The sequence below is a fragment of the Pseudomonas sp. NFR09 genome, assembly GCF_900111535.1.
GTDB lineage: Bacteria > Pseudomonadota > Gammaproteobacteria > Pseudomonadales > Pseudomonadaceae > Aquipseudomonas > Aquipseudomonas extremorientalis.
On the sequence record NZ_FOIH01000004.1, the window covers coordinates 432,286 to 455,358 of the forward strand.

At 61.0% G+C, this 23,073-nt stretch carries 19 protein-coding genes and 1 pseudogene; 12 read left to right on the top strand and 8 right to left on the bottom strand.

The genetic code is table 11. The features are described from left to right. The 11 genes from tcyN (at position 1) to BMX59_RS12345 (ending at position 11,891) form a co-directional block, all read left to right on the top strand. On the top strand, positions 1–747 hold the full coding sequence (tcyN, locus tag BMX59_RS12290; RefSeq protein ID WP_093121697.1) for an L-cystine ABC transporter ATP-binding protein TcyN: 747 nt from the start codon (positions 1–3) through the stop codon (positions 745–747). Positions 748–1,118: 371 nt separating this feature from the next. Beyond that, a complete protein-coding gene (locus BMX59_RS12295; protein ID WP_093121702.1) occupies positions 1,119–1,883 on the top strand; it encodes a hypothetical protein in 765 nt (254 codons plus the stop codon). 187 nt (positions 1,884–2,070) lie between these two features. Continuing rightward, positions 2,071–3,312 carry an SfnB family sulfur acquisition oxidoreductase gene (locus tag BMX59_RS12300; protein WP_092248595.1) on the top strand — a complete coding sequence of 414 codons (1,242 nt, stop codon included), beginning with the start codon at positions 2,071–2,073 and terminating at the stop codon, positions 3,310–3,312. 24 nt (positions 3,313–3,336) lie between these two features. Further along, positions 3,337–4,530, top strand: a complete 1,194-nt coding sequence (locus tag BMX59_RS12305) for an SfnB family sulfur acquisition oxidoreductase (protein ID WP_093121709.1) — start codon at positions 3,337–3,339, stop codon at positions 4,528–4,530. Further along, the gene (locus BMX59_RS12310; RefSeq protein WP_092248601.1) at positions 4,530–5,909 is read left to right on the top strand and encodes an LLM class flavin-dependent oxidoreductase; all 1,380 of its coding nucleotides are present in this window, start codon (positions 4,530–4,532) and stop codon (positions 5,907–5,909) included. Before BMX59_RS12305 ends, BMX59_RS12310 begins: the two co-directional genes overlap by 1 nt. Next, positions 5,906–6,721, top strand: coding sequence for a MetQ/NlpA family ABC transporter substrate-binding protein (locus tag BMX59_RS12315; protein WP_092248604.1), 816 nt, complete (start codon positions 5,906–5,908; stop codon positions 6,719–6,721). The genes BMX59_RS12310 and BMX59_RS12315 overlap by 4 nt, the downstream gene beginning before the upstream one ends. Beyond that, complete coding sequence (locus BMX59_RS12320; protein ID WP_092248608.1) at positions 6,718–7,833, top strand: methionine ABC transporter ATP-binding protein; 1,116 nt, start codon at positions 6,718–6,720, stop codon at positions 7,831–7,833. The genes BMX59_RS12315 and BMX59_RS12320 overlap by 4 nt, the downstream gene beginning before the upstream one ends. Further along, complete coding sequence (locus tag BMX59_RS12325) at positions 7,823–8,467, top strand: methionine ABC transporter permease (protein WP_093121718.1); 645 nt, start codon at positions 7,823–7,825, stop codon at positions 8,465–8,467. The genes BMX59_RS12320 and BMX59_RS12325 overlap by 11 nt, the downstream gene beginning before the upstream one ends. A gap of 735 nt (positions 8,468–9,202) precedes the next feature. Further along, positions 9,203–9,469, top strand: coding sequence for a hypothetical protein (locus BMX59_RS12335; RefSeq protein WP_093121728.1), 267 nt, complete (start codon positions 9,203–9,205; stop codon positions 9,467–9,469). Between the two features lie 466 nt (positions 9,470–9,935). Beyond that, a complete protein-coding gene (locus BMX59_RS12340) occupies positions 9,936–11,201 on the top strand; it encodes a hypothetical protein (protein ID WP_139212869.1) in 1,266 nt (421 codons plus the stop codon). Between the two features lie 63 nt (positions 11,202–11,264). Then, complete coding sequence (locus BMX59_RS12345) at positions 11,265–11,891, top strand: class I SAM-dependent methyltransferase (RefSeq protein ID WP_093121737.1); 627 nt, start codon at positions 11,265–11,267, stop codon at positions 11,889–11,891. Between the two features lie 116 nt (positions 11,892–12,007). On the opposite strand, the gene BMX59_RS12350 is transcribed toward BMX59_RS12345, so the two are convergent. The 4 genes from BMX59_RS12350 to BMX59_RS12365 form a co-directional block, all read right to left on the bottom strand. Then, complete coding sequence (locus tag BMX59_RS12350) at positions 12,008–14,182, bottom strand: glycoside hydrolase (protein ID WP_093121742.1); 2,175 nt, start codon at positions 14,180–14,182, stop codon at positions 12,008–12,010. Between the two features lie 227 nt (positions 14,183–14,409). After that, positions 14,410–17,466, bottom strand: a complete 3,057-nt coding sequence (locus BMX59_RS12355; protein WP_093121746.1) for an efflux RND transporter permease subunit — start codon at positions 17,464–17,466, stop codon at positions 14,410–14,412. Then, on the bottom strand, positions 17,463–18,533 hold the full coding sequence (locus BMX59_RS12360; protein WP_093121750.1) for an efflux RND transporter periplasmic adaptor subunit: 1,071 nt from the start codon (positions 18,531–18,533) through the stop codon (positions 17,463–17,465). The genes BMX59_RS12355 and BMX59_RS12360 overlap by 4 nt, the downstream gene beginning before the upstream one ends. Then, positions 18,530–19,612: an efflux RND transporter periplasmic adaptor subunit gene (locus tag BMX59_RS12365; protein WP_093121753.1), complete on the bottom strand. Its 1,083-nt coding sequence runs from the start codon at positions 19,610–19,612 to the stop codon at positions 18,530–18,532. The genes BMX59_RS12360 and BMX59_RS12365 overlap by 4 nt, the downstream gene beginning before the upstream one ends. Positions 19,613–19,779: 167 nt before the next feature. Here BMX59_RS12365 and BMX59_RS30740 point away from each other — a divergent pair. Further along, positions 19,780–19,851, top strand: a pseudogene (locus tag BMX59_RS30740) (ATP-binding protein); the annotation flags it as partial. Between the two features lie 122 nt (positions 19,852–19,973). On the opposite strand, the gene BMX59_RS12370 reads toward BMX59_RS30740, so the two are convergent. The 4 genes from BMX59_RS12370 to BMX59_RS12385 are packed head-to-tail and all read right to left on the bottom strand — an operon-like array spanning position 19,974 to position 22,900. Further along, a complete protein-coding gene (locus tag BMX59_RS12370) occupies positions 19,974–20,825 on the bottom strand; it encodes a transporter substrate-binding domain-containing protein (RefSeq protein ID WP_093121757.1) in 852 nt (283 codons plus the stop codon). Continuing rightward, positions 20,822–21,598 (bottom strand): amino acid ABC transporter ATP-binding protein, encoded by a 777-nt coding sequence (locus BMX59_RS12375; RefSeq protein WP_092248626.1) that lies wholly within the window; start codon positions 21,596–21,598, stop codon positions 20,822–20,824. The genes BMX59_RS12370 and BMX59_RS12375 overlap by 4 nt, the downstream gene beginning before the upstream one ends. Beyond that, positions 21,595–22,254 carry an amino acid ABC transporter permease gene (locus BMX59_RS12380; RefSeq protein WP_092248628.1) on the bottom strand — a complete coding sequence of 220 codons (660 nt, stop codon included), beginning with the start codon at positions 22,252–22,254 and terminating at the stop codon, positions 21,595–21,597. The genes BMX59_RS12375 and BMX59_RS12380 overlap by 4 nt, the downstream gene beginning before the upstream one ends. Then, positions 22,235–22,900, bottom strand: coding sequence for an amino acid ABC transporter permease (locus tag BMX59_RS12385; protein WP_003187615.1), 666 nt, complete (start codon positions 22,898–22,900; stop codon positions 22,235–22,237). The genes BMX59_RS12380 and BMX59_RS12385 overlap by 20 nt, the downstream gene beginning before the upstream one ends. Between the last annotated feature and the right edge of the window lie 173 nt (positions 22,901–23,073).

The window sequence follows — 23,073 nt, forward strand, 5'->3', positions numbered from 1 at the left end:
ATGATCGTGGTTGAAAAACTGACCAAACAATTCAACGGTCAGGTGGTGCTCAACGGCATCGACCTGGAGGTCAAGGAAGGCGAAGTCATCGCCATCATCGGCCCCAGCGGTTCCGGCAAGACCACCTTCCTGCGCTGCCTGAACTTCCTCGAACAACCCACCAGCGGCCGCATCAAGGTGGGCGACATCGAGATCGACACCAGCAAGCCGATCAACCAGCAACAAAGCCTGGTGCGGCGCCTGCGCCAGCACGTGGGTTTTGTGTTCCAGAACTTCAACCTGTTCCCCCACCGCACCGCGCTGGAAAACGTCATCGAAGGTCCCACCGTGGTCAAGAAGATGCCACGCGAAGAGGCTATCGCTCTGGGGCGCAAGTTGCTGGCCAGAGTTGGCCTGGCAGGCAAGGAAGACGCCTACCCACGGCGCCTCTCCGGCGGCCAGCAACAGCGCGTGGCAATTGCCCGCGCGCTGGCCATGGAGCCGGAGGTGATCCTGTTCGACGAACCTACGTCGGCGCTGGACCCGGAGCTGGTGGGTGAAGTGCTGGCGACCATCCGCAGCCTCGCCGAAGAAAACCGCACCATGGTCATCGTCACCCACGAGATGAGTTTTGCGCGGGATGTGGCCAACCGGGTGATCTTCTTCGACAAGGGTGTGATCGTGGAACAAGGCGAAGCCAAGGCGCTGTTCGCCAACCCCAGGGAAGAGCGCACCAAGCAGTTCCTGAGCAAATTCCTCGCCCACTGATTCCCACCTGCAGGAGCCGGCTTGCCGGCGAAAAACGTCAACGTTAACGCGGTAAATCAGGTTTACCGCGTTGCCTGATCGCTCTTCGCCAGCAAGCCGGCTCCTACAAGGGGAATCCTCGTTCTCGCGGGTAAAACACCCCACCGCACCTACCTGAATATCCCCGCCTCAGTCAGACCGTTCTGATTATCTCCAAACCCGCCATTTAGCCCTTTGCCGCCATTGACGCCCCTCGGCCAACCCTCTTATCTAGCGCCCAGAGGATTGGATCCTATCCCGGCTATTCACTGAATCGTTTCGTTCGGCCCACCGCGCACACCTGCGCCAAAGGTCCGGAGCGATTGCTGCTGGCTGCATCAAGGAGATTACTTATGACGCGCCCCCTGCTCACCGCCCCGACACTGCCCCAGGCCGTCGGCAATGGCATCAATGCCCTGGCTGCTGCACGCTTGCAGGTTGACATCCCGCCGTATCCCGGCATGGATGAAGGCGACCTGATCGAGCTGTTCTGGAACAACTGTTTCGCCGCTTCACGTCGGATCACCACAGGCAAGATCGGCGAGTTCACTCACCTGCGGGTACCAGAGAGTTTTGTGCTGGAGGGGCCGACGCAGGTGCATTACCAAGTCATGCAGGTCGGCCACGCCCCTGCTCGCTCAGCCGTGAGGCGAGTGCGTGTAAAGACCCTGTGCCCAGGCGGCCAACCCTCGCCCCTTTGCGGTGACGAAAACCAGAACCTCGCCCCCGTGGGCCTGCCCGATATCATCCGCCGCTACGGCGTCAATGCCAGCCAGGTGCGGCGCGGTATTCCCCTGACCATCGAGCCTTACCTGCACATGACCACCGGCGATGCCATCACCTTGCGCTGGGGCGATGTGCGCCTGGATCTGCCGAAGATCCGGGCCAGGGAAGTCGGCCTGGCGGTACAGGTATGGGTACCTTCGACGGTGATTATCGAAGCGGGCGACGACTGTCGGCTGGAAGTGACGTACTGCATTCTTGACCGCGTCGGCAACAATTCACGCTGGGCACCCGCGCGCACCTTGCGCATCGCAGCGGGGGCACAGCGCCGCCCGGCCGGGACCGCGCTGACCTACCAGCCACGAGCGCTGGGATCGCCTTGTGAACCTGGGTGACAGACCTTCTATGCATATTCCCAAAAGTTAGTTTATTTAAATATTTAACACGCTTAGGGTATATACACCGGACCACCGGACATCTCTGATTTTTCTGTTTTTATTTCATTGAATGCGAGGTCGGTATGGTCAGGATTACCCCGGTGCGCAACGCCAGGGCATTACGTGCAGCCAAGGAGCGGCGCTGATGTCTAACTTGGCTCTAACCCCCCCCCAGAATGATCTGGACGTAGCCCCCCTGCTGTTGCCGGCCACCGTGCTGCGCAACGACGCAGAGGCGCTGAAGGCTGCCCATGAGTTGGCCCAGGCGGCTCGCCTGCAAGCCGCCAGGCGCGACCAGCAACGCAAACTGCCGTGGGCGCAGATCGAGCAGTTCACCCGCAGCGGGCTGGGCAGTATTTCCATTCCCCGTGAGTACGGCGGCCCGCAGGTGTCGTTCGTGACCCTGGCCGAGGTGTTCGCGATCATCAGCGCGGCCGACCCGGCCCTCGGGCAGATCCCGCAGAACCATTTCGGCATCCTGCACCTGTTGCAGGGCGCCGCCACCGAGCGCCAGAAAAAACAGCTGTTCCAGAGCGTGCTAGACGGCTGGCGCATCGGCAATGGCGGCCCGGAACGCGGCACCAGGAATACCCTGGAGCTCAAGGCGCGCATCACCGCCAACGGTGACGGTTACGTAATCAGCGGCCAGAAGTTCTATTCCACCGGCGCGCTGTTTGCGCATTGGGTCGCGGTCAAGGCGTTGAACGATGACGGCAAGCAGGTCATGGCGTTCGTGCGCCGAGGCACTGAAGGGCTGCGCATCGTTGACGATTGGTCCGGCTTCGGCCAGCGCACCACCGCCAGCGGCACGGTGCTGCTGGATCGGGTGCCGGTGGAGGCCGAACTGGTCGTGGAAAACTGGCGCATCGGCGAAACCCCGACGATACAGGGCGCCGTCTCGCAATTGATCCAGGCGGCCATCGACGCCGGCATCGCCCGTGGCGCGCTGGATGACACCATCGCGTTCGTACGCGAACGCTCGCGCCCCTGGATCGACGCCAAGGTCGAACGTGCCAGCGATGACCTGTACGTGATCGCCGACATCGGCAAGCTGAAGATCGAACTGCACGCCGCCGAAGCGCTGCTGCGCAAGGCAGGGCAAGTGCTGGACCAGGTCAGCGCCGCGCCCATCACCGCGCAGTCCGCCGCACGGGCCTCCATCGCCGTGGCCGAGGCCAAGGTGCTGACCACCGAAGTGTCGCTGCTGGTCAGCGAAAAGCTCTTCGAACTGGCCGGCAGCCGCGCCACCCTTGCCGAATTCAACCTCGACCGTCACTGGCGCAACGCCCGGGTGCACACGCTGCACGACCCGGTGCGCTGGAAGTATCACGCCATCGGCGCCTATCGCTTGAACGGTACCTTGCCGGCTCGCCATTCCTGGATCTGACCGACCAGACATCTGGAGAACATCATGACTTTCTCTCATCCCGTCGCGGTCATCACCAGCGACGAACAAGCCCTTGTTGTCGCCAGCGACCTGGCCGAAGACTTTCGCCGCGACAGCGCCCAGCGCGACCGCGAGCGCCGCCTGCCCTTGCCCGAGCTGGATGCGTTCTCGCGCTCCGGCCTGTGGGGCATCAGCGTGCCGAAGGAGCACGGCGGCGCGGGCGTATCCAATGTCACCCTGGCCAAGGTGATTGCCTTGATAGCCCAGGCCGATGCATCCCTGGGCCAGATCCCGCAGAACCATTTCTACGCCCTGGAAGTGCTGCGCGTAAACGGCAGCCCGCCACAGCAAAAACGCCTGTACACCGAGGTACTCGCCGGCCAGCGCTTCGGCAACGCCCTGGCGGAACTGGGCACCAAGACCGCCCATGACCGCGTCACCAAAATCACCCGCGACGGTGACGGTTTCCGTATCAGCGGCCGCAAGTTCTATTCCACCGGCGCGATCTACGCCCAGCGCATCCCCACGTCGGTGGTGGATGAACACGGCGTGCAGCAACTGGCCTTTGTGCCACGCGACAGCGAAGGCCTGAGCGTGATCGACGACTGGAGCGGCTTCGGCCAGCGCACCACCGGCAGCGGTTCGGTGGTGTTCGATAACGTGTGGGTGGCCGCGCAGGACGTGATCGCGTTCCAGAGCGCCTTCGAACGCCCGACCACCGTCGGCCCGCTGGCCCAGATCCTTCACGCTGCCATCGACACCGGGATCGCCCGTGCGGCCTTTGAAGATGCGCTGCACTTTGTACGCACCAAGACCCGCCCGTGGATCGACTCCGGCAACGACAAAGCCACTGAAGACCCACTGACCCTGAAAAGCTTCGGCCACTTGAGCATCCGCCTGCACGCCGCCGAGGCGCTGTTGGAGCGCTCGGGCGAGTACCTGGACCGTGCCCAGGCCGACAGCAACGCCGAGACCGTCGCTGCCGCCTCGATCGCCGTCGCGGAAGTACGCGCCTTGAGCACCGAAATTTCCCTGGCCGCCGGCAGCACGCTGTTCGAACTGGCCGGCAGCCAGGCGACCCTGGCTGAACATGGCTTGGACCGTCACTGGCGCAACGCCCGGGTGCACACCCTGCACGACCCGGTGCGGTGGAAGTACCACGCGGTGGGTAATTACTACCTGAACGATGAAAACCCGCCACTGCGGGGGACCATTTGATGGCGAAGAAAAAAATCCTGCTCAATGCCTTCAACATGAACTGCATCGGGCATATCAACCACGGCCTGTGGACGCATCCACGGGACACTTCGACCCAGTACAAGACGATCGAGTACTGGACCGAGCTGGCGCAAACCCTGGAGCGCGGGCTGTTCGACGGTTTGTTCATCGCCGACATCGTCGGTGTGTACGACGTGTACCAGAACTCGATTGATGTGCCGCTCAAAGAGTCGATCCAGCTGCCGGTGAATGACCCGTTGCTGTTGGTCTCAGCCATGGCCGCCGTCACCAGAAACCTCGGCTTCGGCCTCACCGCCAACCTCACCTACGAGCCGCCGTATTTGTTCGCCCGGCGCATGTCCACGCTGGACCACCTGAGCCGTGGCCGTGTGGGTTGGAACATCGTCACCGGCTACCTCGACAGCGCCGCCAAGGCCATGGGCCTCACTGAACAAGTCGAGCATGACCGCCGCTACGACCAGGCCGATGAATACCTGGAGGTGCTCTACAAACTCTGGGAAGGCAGCTGGGAAGACGGCGCGGTGCTCAACGACCCCAAGGCGCGGGTGTATGCGCAGCCGGGCAAGGTGCACAAGGTCGAGCACCAGGGGGAGTTCTACCAGGTGGACGGGTATCACCTGTGCGAGCCCTCTCCGCAACGTACACCGGTGCTGTTCCAGGCCGGCAGTTCGGAGCGCGGGTTGCTGTTCGCCGGGCGCCATGCCGAGTGCGTATTCATCAGTGGCCAGAACAAGGCGGCGACCAAGGTCCAGGTGGACAAGGTGCGCGCCAGCGCGGTCGAGGCCGGGCGCAACCCGGATGACATCAAGGTGTTCATGGGCCTCAACGTGATCGTGGGTGCCACAGAAGCGTTGGCCTGGGCCAAACACGCCGAGTACCTCAGCTACGCCAGCCCGGAAGCCGGCGTGGCGCATTTCTCGGCATCCACCGCCATCGACTTTGCCCAATACGAACTGGACGAGCCGATCCAGTACGTGAAGAGCAACGCGATCCAGTCGGCCACCAAGAACCTGCAGAACAACGACTGGACCCGGCGCAAATTGCTGGAGCAGCACGCCTTGGGCGGGCGCTACATCACCCTGGTCGGCTCGCCCGGACAGGTCGCCGACGAGCTGGAATCGTGGATCAGCGAGACCGGCCTGGATGGCTTCAACCTAACGCGCATCGTCACGCCGGAAAGCTATGTGGACTTCATCGACCTGGTGGTGCCGGAGCTGCAAAAGCGCGGGTCGTACAAAACTGAATATGAACAGGGAACGCTGCGGGAAAAAGTCTTCCAGGGCAGCGCCCGCCTACCCGAACAACACACCGGTTCCACCTACCGACAAACTGCTTCTCTGACTGGAAATACCCAATGAAAAAGACACTGCTCACTCATCCAGTCAAAGCACTGGCCCTGGCGTTCGGACTGTTCAGCTCAGCGGTATTCGCCGCCGATGCGCCGTTGAAGATCGGCACCACCGCCGCCTTTGCGATTCCTCTGGAAGCCGCTGTAGCCGAAGCCGGCAAGCAAGGCCTCAAAGTCGAGCTGGTGGAGTTCACCGACTGGATCGCACCCAACGTCAGCCTGGCTGCCGGCGATATCGACGTGAACTATTTCCAGCACATCCCGTTCCTGGAAAACGCCAAGGCCGCCGCCGGTTTTGACCTGGTGCCCTATGCGCCGGGCATCATCAACAACGTCGGGCTGTATTCGAAGAAGTACAAAAGCATCAACGACTTGCCCCAGGGCGCCAGCGTGGCGATTGCCAACGACCCGATCAACAGCGGTCGTGGCCTGCAACTGCTGGCCAAGGCGGGGCTGATCACGCTCAAGCCGGGCGTGGGCTACAAGGCCACCGAGGAAGACATCATCAGCAACCCGAAGAAGATCAAGATCCTGCAGGTCGAGGCCGTGCAACTGGTGCGCGCCTATGACGATGCCGACCTGGTGCAGGGCTACCCGGCGTATATCCGCCTGTCCAAGACCTTCGATGCCGAGTCGGCGCTGCTGTTCGACGGCCTCGACCATCCGGAGTACGTGATCCAGTTCGTGATCCAGCCCAAAAGCAAGACCGACCCACGGGTGATCAAGTTTGTGGATATCTACCAGCATTCGCCGGTGGTGCGTGCCGCCTTGGATAAATCCCTCGGCAAGCTCTACCAAGTCGGCTGGGAAGATAAAAAATGACCGCCGCCCATGCCCAACTGCGCGACCTGGGCCTGCCGCCCAGGGACGCCGAGCAGAGCGAATTGCACCCGGACCTCAATCGCGCGCATGTGCGTTTCATCAACCTGGGCAAGACCTACGACGGCACGGTGCATGCCTTGCAAGGCATCGACCTGGCGATCCAGCGCGGTGAAGTGTTCGGCATCATTGGCCGCAGCGGCGCCGGCAAGTCATCGCTGATCCGCACCATCAATCGCCTGGAACAACCCAGCAGCGGGCGGGTGCTGATCGATCAGGTGGACATCGGTGAGTTTGATGAAGACCGTCTGGTGGCCCTGCGTCGACGCATCGGCATGATCTTCCAGCACTTCAACCTGATGTCGGCCAAAACGGTGTGGCAGAACGTCGAGTTGCCGTTGAAAGTGGCGGGCGTGCCGAAGCAGCAGCGCGAGCAAAAAGTACGCGAGCTGCTTGAACTGGTGGGGTTGCAGGACAAGCACACGTCTTACCCGGCGCAGCTGTCCGGCGGGCAGAAACAACGGGTGGGCATTGCCCGTTCGCTGGTGCACGACCCCGAGATCCTGCTGTGCGACGAGGCCACCTCGGCCCTCGACCCGGAGACGACCCAATCGATTCTCGGCCTGCTGCGCGAGATCAACCGGCGCCTGGGTTTGACCATCGTGCTGATCACCCACGAGATGGCGGTGATCCGCGAAATCTGCGACCGCGTGGTGGTGCTGGAACATGGGCGCATCGTCGAGCAAGGCCCGGTGTGGCACGTGTTCGGCAACCCGCAGCATGAAGTCAGCAAAACCCTGCTGGCCCCCCTGCAACACGGGCTGCCGGACGAACTGCAAAGCCGCCTGCAGGCCACACCAGCGTCGGCGGACGCGGCGCTGGTGCTGCGTTTGCAATTCACCGGCGGCGACACCGACGAACCCGACCTCGCTGCCCTGTTCAGCGCACTCGGCGGTCGCGTGCGCCTTTTGCAAGGCGGCGTGGAACGCATCCAGGGGCATGCCCTGGGGCAATTGCTGCTGGCGGTAAACGGCTCGCCCCACAGCGCCGAAGAACTGCGCAAACGAGCCGGGAATTGGGCACAACACACAGAGGTGCTGGGCTATGTGGTTTGATCGTTTGGTACAAGGCGCCATCGACACCTTGTTGATGGTCGGCGTGTCATCGCTGATCGCGCTGCTGGTGGGAATCCCGCTGGCGGTATTCCTGGTGACCAGTGACAAGGGCGGCATTTACCAGGCCCCGGCGCTGAATCGCGTGCTGGGGGCGTTCGTCAATCTGTTCCGCTCGATTCCGTTCCTGATCCTGATGGTGGCTCTGATCCCGTTCACTCGGCTGATCGTCGGCACCACCTACGGCGTATGGGCAGCGGTCGTACCCTTGACCATCGCCGCCACGCCGTTCTTTGCACGCATTGCCGAAGTGAGCCTGCGCGAAGTCGACCACGGCCTGATAGAAGCCGCACAAGCCATGGGCTGCCGCCGCTGGCACATCATCTGGCACGTGCTGTTGCCGGAAGCGCTGCCGGGGATTGTTGGCGGTTTCACCATCACGCTGGTGACCATGATCAACTCATCGGCCATGGCCGGCGCGATTGGCGCCGGGGGCTTGGGGGATATTGCTTACCGGTATGGGTATCAGCGCTTTGATACGCAGATCATGCTCACGGTGATTGTGCTGCTGGTGGCACTGGTGGCGGTGATTCAGTTGGGTGGGGATCGGTTGGCGCGGGGGCTTAATAAGCGGTGAGGCAGGGTGCTGGTCTGTACCTGTTAGTTCTGACAGTTGTGGGGCCGTTTTTTGGGGTATCTAATCGGGTCAGCGTGGTAAACAACGGTATGGACAATCGATTACTGGAGTAAGGGCATGTTGAAGGTCAAGGCATCTTGCGGTACTGCGATCGCAGTGTTTTTCATAGCAGTATCCAGTGTCACAACTGCAGTTGCGACCCCGCTCCCGGAGGCAAATACCCGTGGGTACTTCGCTGAAACCTGGATTTGGGATTGCGGCCGGCCAGCTATGAATACGAGTATGGTTTGTAGCCAGGGAGTAGATCAGAGCGTTCAGTTCATTTCGGGATTCGCTAAAAATGGCAGCTCATGGTTTCAGTCGCTCTAAAATCAATGTTGAGAGGCTTCCGTTAGTTTTTGAAAGCGAAAGGTCAGGATGAGTCGTAACACCTAAGTTGTCCCGACAAGTTGTTAAAGATGAGCTGATGCTTATGAACAATCGGCACAAACGACTTTAATAGTGAGCTGGGGGCTTGCTTGCAGCTGCCCCTATGGTATGACGTAGCCGCTCGTGGGAAAAAGCCTGCTGGGGGTGATATACGTTACTTACAAGTTCATTGATTGGCGCGGGGTTCAACACGCTCTAAAATATTTCGCTCGTCTGTACCCGTTAGTTCTAACAATTGCGTCATTTTTTTGGGGTATCCAATCAGGTCATCATCGGTGATAGACAGCCGACTATTGGAGTGAAAGTATGTTCAAGTTCAAAGCGCCTAAAAGTTTGGCAATGATTGTTCTTTTAGTCATTGTGGCTACTGGCGGTAGTGCAATGGCGACTCCGCTTGGGCAGCATAAGAGTGCTATGTCCATTCATCACAGCATTGCCCTGAAAGATACATTGAATTTTCTGGGCGCCTATGAATTTTTACCTAACACCCCGATTTTGGACTTTTTAGGCAACGCTTTTTGCGGGCCTAAGAATTCCGGCTTACAAGGTCTGTGTTCTAACGTCGTATTCTAGCGGCGCTTGTCTCATAAATAGGGTCTGCGCCTATTCGTCTTTAGTTAGCCCAAAGGTTTGGCAACAGTTGCATGTTTCCTAACTAGGCAGCTGTCGGCCATGCACAAGCAATCCCATTAAATACTCTCTCTTTAGCGTACAGCTTAATCTTATGGAACCGCCCACCCCCAGCTCTGCCACAGTCAGCATGATGTTCGTCAGTGGCAACTTACGCAATGATTCCAAGCAGTACGATGATACATTCATCCCCTCGCTTACATTGGCGGCACATTGGGCGATCACGAAGAGCTTCTCTGACCCACTCGCCCCAACCGTCTCAAATGAATAAACTTACTCCTCGACCAATGAAGTTAACGAATATCTGCAAGCATTTACCGCTCGTATAAACCTGTTAACTTTGACAGTTGTTGGCGGTCTTGTTTGCGCATCTAATCAGCCCAAACCTTTATCCAAGGATGGAACGATGATGAACAAGTACCTGATAAGTTTCGTGAGCTGCCTGCTGGTCGGCGCGTTTGGGCTGTCGGTCAACGCCGCCGGTTACATCGACCTGGGTCATGCAACAGGTGAGCAATGCAAAACCGAAAGCGTCACCAACAACGGTATTGCTGTCGGCAACTGCTCTCCTGCCAGTACCAGCGCCAACAACGTCCCGTTTGTCGCAAACGTGAACACGCCGAACTCGCAGGCGCGACTGGAGCCACTGGATCCTCATCAACCCTGTGTCGCAAGGGCCATCTCCAATGACGGATGGATTGGCGGCAGCTGCAACGATGCCAACAGTGTCGACCAGGCGGTGATCTGGAACGCAGCGACGCCCGGCGCTGCACCGACTGTGCTGACGCCGCTTCCAAGTACTTTACTGCGTGCTGCAGATGTGCGAACCATGATCACTGCGTTCAATCAACGTGGAGACATGATTGGATGGAGTATCAGCAACAACGATGAACGCTCCACTGTCGTCTGGCTCGCGGGCACCGGCACACCTGTACGGGTTTTTTCATCGCTGCTTGGCCTGCTTGGCTACAACGACAAGTGCATCCCTACCGATGTGAACACCACCCTTGCCAACGGCTACCCCAGCATTGCTCTGAACTGCCCAGGCGCCAATGGCATCACCGTACCTCGAATTGCTCAAAGGAATGCCTCCGCCTACGCCGTCACATCCTTGCCCATTGCGAGCGGGGCCAACCGCTGTACTGTCAGCGGCATCAATAACTTGATGCAATCCGTGGGTGATTGCGAATATCCCCAGGCCGACATCAACCTGAACCGGACGGCCGTCTGGAATACACCCACCGCCGCGCCGCTGACATTGACCCTCGCCGTAGACTCCAAGAATGCAGGACTGGCAATTAACAATACGGGGGTTGTGCTGGCAGCGCGTCAGGATGCTACGGGCAGAGCCAGCTATTTGACGTGGCTTCCAACTCTCGGGGTGTTCGGCATTCAACTGATCGTCCCGCCCACCTGGGCTGTTTGGGTGCAAGCGTTCAGCATCGCTGACAACGGCATCGTGGCGTTAAATAGCACTGATAGCGATCAGTACAACACTGGATGCATCTGGACACCTGCTACAAGCGGTAGTCCCGCAACGAACAACTGCCTTGCCTCAATCGGGGGTGGCAAAAAAAATCAACTGACCACTCTCTCCCAAAACGGCGGATATGCAGGAGGCGTTAACGTTAACGGTGCCCAAGACCTGGATGCAGTAGCAACGCCACTGCCCTGAACTCAGGGGCCCGTCAGCAAAACATGGGATATAGTCACCGTTTAACCGCCCAAGCGTCTCCCTATGACTCTCAAGCCCGACGACCTCAGCACCATCACCGCCACCACCCTCGGCCACTACAACAAAGTGGCCGAGGACTTCCGTGAAGGCACCCGCGATCACGATGTGAGCCAGAACATCGATGCCCTGCTGCGGCATATCCAGGGTCCGGCACCGTTTACTGTGCTGGATTTCGGCTGCGGCCCCGGGCGTGACTTGCAGACCTTTACCCGCATGGGCCATATCGCGGTGGGGCTCGACGGCTCGGAGCGGTTTGCGCAGATGGCGCGGGAGGACAGTGGCTGCGAGGTGTTGCAGCAGGATTTCCTCAAGCTGGACCTGCCTGTCGAGCGCTTTGACGGGATCTTCGCCAATGCGGTGTTGTTTCATATCCCCAAGCAGGAACTGCCACGTGTGCTCAAGCAATTGCATGGGGCATTAAAGGCGGGCGGCGTGTTGTTCAGTTCCAACCCTCGGGGTGACAACCAGGAAGGTTGGAATGGGCCACGGTACGGGTCTTATCACGACCGGGCGGCGTGGCAAACACTCCTGACGCAAGCCGGGTTTGTGGAGTTGGAGCATTACTACCGGCCGGCAGGCTTGCCCAGGGCGCAACAGCCCTGGTTGGCGAGTGTGTGGCGCAAGCTGTAGATTTTCATTGCATGGTCTGACGCCATCGGGGGCAAGCCCCCTCCCACAGTTTGATGTGTGAATACAGTCAACATGTGGGAGGGGGCTTGCCCCCGATGACGCCTGCTGAGGCAGCCTTACTCCACCTGATACACCAACGGTTTTTCACCCACCCCATGTGCAGTCACACTGCGCCCGGCATAACCTTCTTTTTCCTCGCCAGAAAAATTCGCCACCAACCGCGTGCCATCGGCAAAGGTGGTTTGCTGCACCTGCCTGTCCGCCGTCAGCCAACGAAAATCCGTCATCGCCTGGGTCGCCAAACGCTGGTGCAGCGGCCGGAAGAACCGATCCTGCCGCTGGATCACCGGCAGCCGCTGTTTAACGGTCGAGGCACTCAGGTGATACAGCGGCGGCACGTTGTAGAGCAGTTGCGTCAGCTCATTCTCGACCCGCACATTGCTCAGTTTGAGACTGTCGAACAGCCAGTGGTGTGTGGTGATCACCGAGCCGTGGAACACCGCCTGGTACAACGGCAGCCGCATGCTCGGCTCAAAGTAGACCGTGCGAAACGGCTCTTTGAGCGGCACCGGCTTGAAGAACACCGTCGGCTGCTCCGGCGGGTACCAATTGCCCACGTAGTAGGGCGATTGCTTGTCCTGGGTCATGGCCTGGTCACCCCAGCCAATCACCGGCGTCTGCATGCCATGGGCGAACAGAATGCCTTGGGCGGTGATGGCGTTGCCGTCTTCGGAACCGGTTGGCAATTTGAGCACCGTGTTGAGCCAGCGCGAGGCGTCGACATTGCCCTCGGCGTTTTGCGCCTGGGTCATCCGGGCGCCGTCGCGGTAGCTGTCGAACACCATGCTGGTGGCATAGGCATCGAGGAACCAGGCGTTGAAACCGGCCTTGGCCTGCACGGCCTTCACACGGGCTTCGAGCAAAGGCCGCACGCAACGTGGGTCGGTGTAGTGACCGGACTGCTGGAAGCCGGTTTTCAGCTTGCCACCCTTCAACATAATCGCGCAGTCGCGGTAAGCCCTGCTGCCCAGGTGGGCGGTGGTCCAATCCGGATTTTCCGTGGCAGACAACGCGGTTTCATAGGAATCGTAGGGCGCCATCAGGTAACCCGCCTCAACCCCGGCGCGGATCGCCTCGGGGTGCCACAGGCCGCCCTCCCAGCCTTCGCCCAGGGTCAGCAGCAAGCGTGAAAGACCTGTATCACGCAGTGACTGGATCGCCCGGCTGCCCCAGGCTTGGGGGGTATCGCTCAGCGCACCGGCGAACGCGACGGCCAACTCGCTGCGCAGCTCACCATAACGTGCAGCGAGGCGCGTCATATCCGGCTCTTGCACCTGCCAACTCTGCCGGGCCTTGCTGTTGATTGCCGCATTCAGCCCCCGCAGCAGCGCGGTCTGCTCATAGCGATTCAAGGCCGTCGCCTGCGCCAGGATCTTTGTCGACTCCTTGTCGAGCAAGCCTTTGAGTTCATGGCCACGCAGGCGTTTGAGCAACAACGGCCAGTCACGGACATCCTCCGGCGCCAGCAGGTCATTACCCCACAGGTAGACATGGCTGGCACCCAGCAACTTCTCGGCCTCGGGTGTCTGCCGCAGTTTTTCCGCCAGCGCTTCATAACGCCCTTGCTCCACCAGCCATTGGCGATAGCGCTTGGCGCCGGCCAAGGGATCGGCCTCCCCCAGGTGCAACAGCAGGGTCATCGGCGCATCAGGGTCGAGCGCGGTGAACTCATGGGCCACGGACAGCGCCATCCCTTCCTGCCAGCGCAGGCGATTGTTGTAGGGGTTGGTCAGCAACCAGTTCAAGGTGAAGCGCCCGTGGTCCAGACCCCACAGCGGCAGGCTGAGGTCCTGGGTGGTGTTGAGATCACCTTGTTCCTGCAAAAACGCGTTCCATACAGCGTTGTCGGCGGGCACGTAATGCCCTTCGGCCAACGGCCACATCAGCCCCTGCCCAACGGCGCTGGCGGGTTGTTGAAGGATCTTCAATTCAGCGGGTTCGCGCGCGGTGATGGCAAGCGTCAGGTCGCGTTGCGCAAGGCTGGCTGCCACACGAAAGGCCCCCCACTGCCAACTGGCTTGTTGGGCGTTCTGCACGAGTTCGCTGACTGCGCGTGCGGCAACGCCGCTGCTGGCCTGCACCGGCGCCTGGCCGTTGGGGGTGACGCGGATGGAGAGGGTCGCGGGGTCGAGTTCGACGCGCCACAGCGGGTTTTCAAGGACAGTGCTGGCAAGGGCCAGCGGGGAGATGAGGAATGTGCAGAGCAGTAAGCAATGACGATGCCAGTTCATAACGTTCGACCGGGTGGGTGGAGGTCGGGAGGGTAAAACAGGCTGCTGCCTGACATGGCAGTGATAGATATTTCAGGAAGTTTCTCACAGCCCCCCAGCCCTATGTAGATCCAAATGTGGGAGCGGGCTTGCCCGCGATTGCGGTGGGTCAGCCACTCCATTGTTGACTGACCGACTGCTATCGCGGGCAAGCCCGCTCCCACATTTTTGATCTGCATTTTTTCTGGTTAACCGCGTTGCTCCGGCTTGGGTTCGCGGATCTTGTACCAGGCCACGTACAGCGCCGGCAGGAACAACAACGTCAGCAAAGTCGCGATGATGATCCCGCCGATCATCGCGTAGGCCATCGGCCCCCAGAACACCTCACGGGCAATCGGGATCATGCCCAGGCTCGCCGCCGCCGCCGTGAGCAGGATCGGCCGGCGCCGATGCTCGGTGGCTTCCACCACCGCATCCCACGGCGTATAGCCGGCCACCTCATACTCATGAATCTGCGTCACCAGGATCACTGAGTTACGGATGATGATGCCGATCAACGCCAGGATGCCGAGGATCGCCACGAAACCCATGGGCGTGCCCGTAGGGATCAACGCCAGCACCACACCGATCAGCCCGAGCGGCGCGACGCTCGCCACCAGGAACATCTTCTGCACGCTGTGCAGCTGGATCATCAGGAACGTCGCCATGAGGAACAGCATCAACGGCACCACGCTGGCAATCGGTCCCTGGGCCTTGCCGCTTTCTTCCACGGTGCCGCCGGTAGCGACCTTGTAGCCCACCGGCAGGCCAGCGCTGAACTTGTCGATTTCCGGTTTGAGCTGCTTGACCAGGTCCGTCGGCTGCATCTCATCGCGCACCGAAGCCTTGATGGTGATGGTCGGCTTGCGGTCGCGACGCCACACCAGTGGCTGCTCCAGCTCGTAACGCACGGTGGCGAAGGCCAGCAGCGGAATCGACGTACCGTTGGGCGTGACGATCTGCAGGTTCTGCAAGGTTTCCGGCGTACCACGTTCGGCGTCTTCGGCACGACCCACCACGTTGATCAGGTAGATATCGTCATGCACCTGGGTCACCGAAGCGCCGCTGACCACGCTGTTCATCAGTTGCGCCACGTCTTCCGACGACAGCCCCAGTTGGCGTGCCTTGTCCTGGGCGATGTCGATGCGCAGCACTTTGCCCGGCTCGTTCCAGTCGTAGATGATCTCGCCCAGATGAGTGTTCTTGTCCAGCAAGGTCGCCAGTTCGATGGCGTGCTTGCGCACCTGGTCGGTGTCTTTGCCCGACACGCGATACTGAATCGGCCGGCCCACTGGCGGGCCCATTTCCAGCGGCTGCACGTAGCTGCCGATCCCGACGAAATCATCACGCAGGCGCTTTTGCAGGCGCGCGATCAACTCGCCGCGTTCTTCCAGGCCCTTGCTCACGATGACCAACTGCGCGTAGTAGGGGTTTTCCAGTTGCTGGTCGAGGGGCAGGTAGAAACGGATCGCGCCCTGGCCAATGTACGTGCTCCAGCGGGCAATGTCCGGGTCGTCCTTGATGATCGCTTCCAGGCGGTCGACGGCCTTGCGCGTCTCGTTGATCGAGGCGTTTTGCGGCAGGTTGAGGTCGACGAGGATTTCCGGGCGGTCCGACGAGGGGAAGAACTGGTTCTGCACGAACTGCATGGAAAACACCGACGCCGCGAACAGCGCCACGGTGATGCCAATCGCCCACCAGCGGTTACGCATGGCCCACAGCATGCCGCCATTGAAAGCCCGTCCAATCCGCCCCGGCTCTGCGTTGTGAGGTTTGACGTTGGCGCTCAGGATATGCACGCCGATCACCGGCGCAAACAGCACCGCCACCACCCACGACACCAGCATCGCCACGGCTATCACCGCAAACAGGGTAAAGGTGTACTCGCCCGCCGAGCTGGCGTTGAGGCCGATCGGCACAAACCCCGCGACGGTCACCAGCGTACCGGTGAGCATGGGGAACGCCGTGGAGGTGTAGGCGTAGGTCGCCGCCTGCTCCTTGGTCTCGCCTTTTTCCAGGCGTGTGATCATCATCTCGACGGTGATCATCGCGTCGTCCACCAACAGGCCGAGGGCAATGATCAGCGCGCCGAGCGACACACGCTGCATGGTGATGCCGCTGTATTCCATGAACACGAACACCAGGGCCAGCACCAACGGAATCGAGCACGCCACCACCAGTCCGGCGCGCATGCCGAGGCTGATAAAGCTCACCACCAGCACGATGATGACGGCCTCAAACAAGGCACTGGTAAAACCGCCGACCGCCTCTTCCACCACTTCCGCCTGATCGGACACCTTGTGCACGCCGACGCCCACTGGCAGGTCGGCGGTGAGTTCGTCCATGCGCTCGTGCAGGGCCTTGCCGAACGACTGGATATTGCCGCCCTTCTGCATGGCAATCGCCAGACCGATGGCCGGCTTGCCGTTGAACCGGAACATCGGCCGCGCCGGGTCCACATAACCCCGGCTGATGTCTGCGATATCTGCCAGGCGATAGAAACGGTCATTGAGCCGCAGATTGACGTTGGCCAGGTCCTTCTCCGAGGCGAACTGCCCCGAGGTGCGCACCGAAATCCGCTCCGGCCCGGCCTCGATCACCCCGGCCGGCGTCACCGCGTTCTGCGATTGCAGGCTCTGCACCACCTGGCGCTGGTCAATCCCCAGCGCCGCCAGTTTGCGCGTGGAGAAGTTCAGGTAAATCACTTCATCCTGCTGGCCGATCATCTCGACCTTGCCCAACCCCGGCACCGAGCGGATCTCGGCGCGTACCTGCTCCACGTAGTCACGCAACTGGCGCATCGACAGGCCATCGCCGGTAAAGGCGTACACCGAGCCAAATACATCACCGAACTCATCGTTGAACGACGGCCCCTGCAAACCCGGTGGGAAGCTGCCACGAATGTCGTCGATCTTCTTGTGTACCAGGTACCAGATATGGGGGATGTCCTTGGCGCTGGTGGTGTCCTTGAGGAACACGAATACCGTGGACTCGCCCGGCCGGGTGTAGCTTTTCACGTAGTCGAGGGAATCGAGCTCTTCGAGCTTTTTCTCGATGCGGTCGGTGACCTGCTTGAGGGTTTCTTCCTGGGTCGCGCCCGGCCAGCGGGTCTGGATCACCATGGTCTTGATGGTGAAGGAAGGGTCTTCCTCACGGCCCAGGTTCATGTACGAAAACACGCCCATCAGCAGCGCGACGAACATCAGGTACCAGACGAAGGACTGATGCTTGAGGGCCCAGTCGGATAAGTTGAAGCTCCCTTTCATCGCGGGCTGTCCTCGTCGATTTTGACTTTTTGCCCAGGTTTCAGGCTGTTGACGCCGGCGGTGACGATGCGCTCGCCGGGTTTGACGCCGCCGTTGAGCAAGGCGCTGTCGGCATCGCGGCTGATCACCGTGATATCACGCGGTTGTACCGTCTGGCTCTGGGTGTCGAGCAGCCAGATGCGGGTCTTGCCGTCGACGTCCTGCAAGGCGCTCAGGGGCACTTCGATGCGCGGGGCGATGGCGGTGCTCAACGTTACGCTGATCGCCGTGCCCAGGCGGAACGCGGGCGGCGTGTCGGCCAGGGTCAGGCGCGCACGCCGGGTGCGCGTGGCGCTTTGGGCCTGGGGTTCGATCTCGCGCACGATAGCGGTGGTATGCACGCTGGGGTCGAGCTGCCCGGCAACCAGGAACACCACGTCCGGTGGCAAGCGCTCGGCGAGGCCGGCGGGCAGGTCGATCACGGCTTCCTTGATATCCGGGCGCGCCAGGGTGACGACCTGCTGGCCGGCACTGACCACCTGGCCGGCCTCGGCATTCCAGGCGGTGACGATACCGGCGTGGTCAGTGCGCAGTTCGGCGTAGTTGAGCTGGTCCTTGGCTTGATTGACGGAGGCCTGGGCCTGATCGAGCGAGGCCTGGGTGGTCTTCAGGTCGGTCTGGGCGATATCCAGCTGGGCCTGGGCGCCGACGCCACGGTTGAACAACTCCTGCTGGCGGCGCGCATTGGCCTGGGCGTTGATGTATTGCGCCTGCACGCGGGCCAGGTCGCCCTGGGCCGAGCGCAGTTGGTTCTGTTGGTCGGTGGGGTCGAGGACGGCGAGCAAGGCGCCCTTCTCCACCTCGGCGCCCACGTCCACCGCGCGGCTGGCAATGCGGCCGGGTACGCGGAAGCCTAAGTTACTTTCGTAGCGGGCCTGGATTGTGCCGGCGAAGCGACCGAGGTTTTGCTGGTCTTGCGACTTCACTTCCATGGACAGGACCGGGCGCACGGGCTCGGGCGGCGGTTCTTCCTTGGAGCAGGCCACCAGCAACACGCTGGCGACGAGTATCCCCGTGAGGCGTTTCATGGCTGCGCTCCTGGCTGGGCAATCTCGACAATCATGCCGGGATGCAGCAATTGCCCGCCGGCGACCACAACTTTTTCGCCGCCCTTGAGGCCGTCGCCAATGATGACTTTGCCGGTGAGGTAACGCGCCACGGTGACTTTGTGCAATTGCGCCTTGCCGTCGCCGTCGACCAACCACACAGCGGGTTCGCTGAGGTCTTTGGTCAGCGCGGCCCACGGCAATTCGATACTGGCTTTCGCCGGGCCATTGGCGGTGGCGCTTACCACCGAGCCCAGCTCCATGCCTTTGGGTAAGGCCTGCAGGGCGATTTTCACCTGCACAGTGCCGGTGTTGGCGGCCACGGCGGGGGTGACCTCACGGACCTTGCCCACGGCCTTGATGCTGGGGTTATCCAGCAGGCTGACGGTGATCGGCGCATCGGGCGGCGGCTCCACCAGCAGGGACTCATAGACGTTGAACACCGCATCACGCTCGCCATCGCGCGCCAGGGTGAAAATCGGTACGGTGGCCTGTACCACCTGGCCGACTTCGGCCTGGCGTGCGGTAATCACCCCAGGCGCTTCGGCGATCAGCGCGGTGTAGCCGAGTTGCTCGCGGGCGTTGGCCAGTTGAGCCTGGGCGGCAGCCAGGGCGCTCTGGCTGCTGCGTAACGCGGCCTGGGCGGAATCGTATTCGCTGCGGCTGGTGTAGCCCTTGGGCAAGAGTTTTTCCTGGCGCACAAATGCAGCGGCAGTCTGCTTGACCCGCGCCTGTTCGGCCACGACCTGGGCCTGCGCGGAATCTACGTTGGTCTGCAAGTCCTTGGGGTCGAGCTTGGCCAGCACTTGCCTGGCGCTCACGCGGTCGCCCACATCCACCATGCGCTGGATGATTTTGCCGCCCACGCGAAAGGACAGATCGGTTTGCACCCGAGCCTGGATATCCCCGGTCAGCGTGACCGCCGCCGCGAAGTCCGCCGGCTGCACGGTCTGCACGAACACCCGCGAATGGGCCTTGGGTACAGCCTTGTCCTCGCCACAGCCGCTCAACAGCGCCAGTAGGCCAAGGCCGAAAATACAGGTGGAAATGCGAGCGCCCATGCAGGCTCCTTTTGCGTGATGCCGACGTGCCAGTGTGTATGCGACTGTGAGCTTAGTTCAGGGTTCCTTATCTGCATGGAGGCTCCCATACTCCAATGGTTCCCAAGGCGACTGGATGCCCATGCTCAAGACCCACGCGGTGGCCAATTACCGGTTTGCCGGCGAACAAGGTGCTGGGGGAAACCCGGATTGACGGGCAGGGGATTCTGGATGCGCCGGCTTGGCATTGGCCGGAGTAGGCGGTGGTTGTGCTGGCCTCAGCGGGGGCAAGTCGAATCGTCGCACCGCCCCTCCCACATTATTGATCTGTGAATACATTCAAGTGTGGGAGGGGCGGTGCGACTTGCCCCCGATAGCGGTATCAGCCCTGCCACTTACCGCCTTCGACAATCACACTCTCAGGCTTGGTGTCATCGCTCAGTTCTTTACGCACATACTGGTCATACAGCTTGAGCAAAAACTTCTCCTCGCCCAGCTTGGCCAACTCGGCATTCACCCAGTCGCGCAGTTCGATGTTGCCTTTCTTCACCGCCGGCGCGATGGGCGCTTCATCACCGAGCTTCTCTTCCAGCACGCGGTAGCCCGGGTTCTGCTTGGCCCAGCTGAACAGCACCAGGTTGTCCTGGGCGTAGGCGTCGCCACGGCCGGCGGACAACGCTTGCAGCGACTCGGAGTTCTTCTCGAACTTGAGCAGCTTCCAGTCCGGGTGATTCTTGGTCAGCCAGATATCAGCCGTGGTGCCGGTGGTAACGATGGTGGTGCGGGTCGCCAGGTCATCCAGGCTTTTCACCGCGCTGTCGTTGGGCACCATCGCCTGTACCGCGACTTTCAGGTTGGGGTTGGTGAAGTCCACCGCTTCCTTGCGCTCGGGCGTTACGGTCATGTTGGCGAGGATCAGGTCGACCTTGTCGCTTTGCAGGAACGGGATGCGGCTGGCCGGTTCGACGGCGACGAATTCGACTTTGTTTTCATCGCCCAGCAGGTCCTTGGCGAATTGGCGGCCGATGTCGGTATCGAAGCCGACGTAGCGCCCGGCTTCGTTGACGAAACCAAAGGGCGGCTTGTCGGTGAATACACCCACGATCAGCTTGTCGCGCGCCTTGATCTTGTCGAGGTAGCTTGCGGCGGCAACCGGTTTTGCAGGCTCTTCGGCCTTTTTATCGCAGCCGGCGAGCAGGGCGACGGCAAACAGTGGCAGCAGTAGTTTTTTCATATCAGCTCCAGTTCCTGGGTTTTCTTGGGCAGTGTTGAAACAAAGGAGAACTTCTCCAGGAACTGCTGCGCGCGTGCGGTTTGCGGGTTCGTAAAGAATGCCTCGGGGGTGTTGTGTTCGAGGATGCGACCGGCCTCCATGAACACCACGCGGTCGGCGACGGCGCGGGCGAAGGCCATTTCGTGGGTGACGATCAGCAGGGTCATGCCATCGCGGGCCAGGCCCTGGATCACTTCGAGCACCTCCTTGACCATCTCCGGGTCGAGGGCTGCGGTGACTTCGTCAAACAGCATGACCTGGGGGTTCATGCACAGCGAACGGACGATGGCGATGCGTTGTTGTTGGCCGCCGGAGAGCTGTCGCGGGAAAGCGTCGCGCTTGTCCGCCAGGCCGACGCGGTCCAGCAGTTTCTCGGCCTGTCCACGGGCTTCGCGGGGGTCGCGTTTTTGCACTTTCAGCGGGCCGAGCAGGATGTTGTCGAGCACGCTCATGTGTGGGAACAGGTGGTAGCTCTGGAATACCATGCCCACGTCCTGACGCACCTGGCGCCAGTCGGTGTGTTTGTCCAACAGCTCTTTGCCGGCGAAACGCAGGCTGCCGCTGTGCGCGACTTCCAGCCCATTGAGGCAACGCAGCAAGGTGCTTTTGCCGCAACCGCTGGGGCCGAGAATCACCACCACTTCACCGCTTTGCACGCTCAGGTCGATGCCCTTGAGCACCTGCGCCTCGCCAAAGAATTTGTTGAAACCCTGGAACTCGATCAATGCGTTCATGCCTGGCCCCAGCGCCGTTCCAGCACCTTGGAGGCGGCCGACAACGGGTAGCAGATAAAGAAGAAAAACAGGAACAGCACGCCGTAAATCAACACGGACTCATAGGTGCGCTCGATGATTTGCTGGCCGACCTTGATCACGTCCACCACACCGATCAGCACCGCGAGGGAACTGGTCTTGATAATGCGCGTGTAGACATTGATGGTCGGCGGCGTCATGCGCTTGAGCGCTTGCGGCAGCAGCACGTAGCCGTACAACTGCGGACCTGACAAGCCAATCGACAAGCCCGCTTCACGCTGGCCACGGGGCAGCGAATGCAACGCGCCGCGCACCACCTCGCCCACTTCGCTGGCGCCCCACAGCGACAGCACCAACACCGCGCACCAGAAGCTCGGAATGCTCAAACCAAAGAAAATCGGCAAGCCGAAAAACACCAGGTACAGCCACACCAGCACCGGGATCGCGCGGAACAATTCCAGGTACACCCGCAGCACGCCGTTGATCAGGCGGTTGTTCAAGGTGCGCAGGACGCCGTACAGCACGCCGCCGACGGTGCTCAAAGCGATACTCAAGAACGAAATCGACAGGGTTTGCGCAGCGCCCTTGCCCAGTTGCGGCAACGACACCCACAGCAACTCAAGACCCGAACTGGCCATGCTGGAGCCTCCTTTCCAGGCGGCTGAGCAGCAGCGACAGCGGCAAGAACAGCAACACGCAAATCAGCGTCAGCACGGCGAGCATTTCGTAGGTCTTGTAGTACAGGGCGATGTAGCTCTTGGTGGTGTAGAGAATCTCCGGCACCGCCACGGCGGAGACCACGGTGGTCTCTTTGAGCAGGAAGATGAAATTGGCGAATAGCGCTGGCAGGCTGAGGATGCCGGCCTGGGGCAGGATCACATGGCGCAGCAGTTGCCAGTCGGACAGGCCGATGGACTTGCCCGACTCGATCTGCGCCAGCGGCACCGCTTCCACACCGGCGCGCAGCACTTCGGTGAGGTAGGCGCCGCCGAGGAAGGTCATGGTGATGATCGCCGCCCAGAACCCGGAGATATTGAAGCCCAGGGCCGGCAGCGCGAAATACACAAAGAACAGCTGGATCAGCAGCGGCGTGTTACGCGCCAGCTCCACATACAGCGCCACCAGGCGCGACAGGTAAGGTGTGCGAAACACCAGCAGCGCGGCGTTGATCAGCGCCACCAGCAGGGAGGTGGCAATGGCGATCAGGCCCACTTGCAGCGTCACCCCCACGGCCTTCAGGAACGCCGGCAGGGTGCTGAGGATAAAAGCGAAATCGAAGGTCATTTCCAGTCCATGACGCCGCAAGGGTAATGCAGCGAGCGCAATCCGATCCGGTGTGGGTAACGCCGGGTAGCGCGAACTTTAAAGGTATAAAAAGTAAAGTTTAAATACCCAAATAGCATATTGATATCACCCAAAAAGATAACCGCCGGATTCGCGGGTTTGGCGGGTGAGGA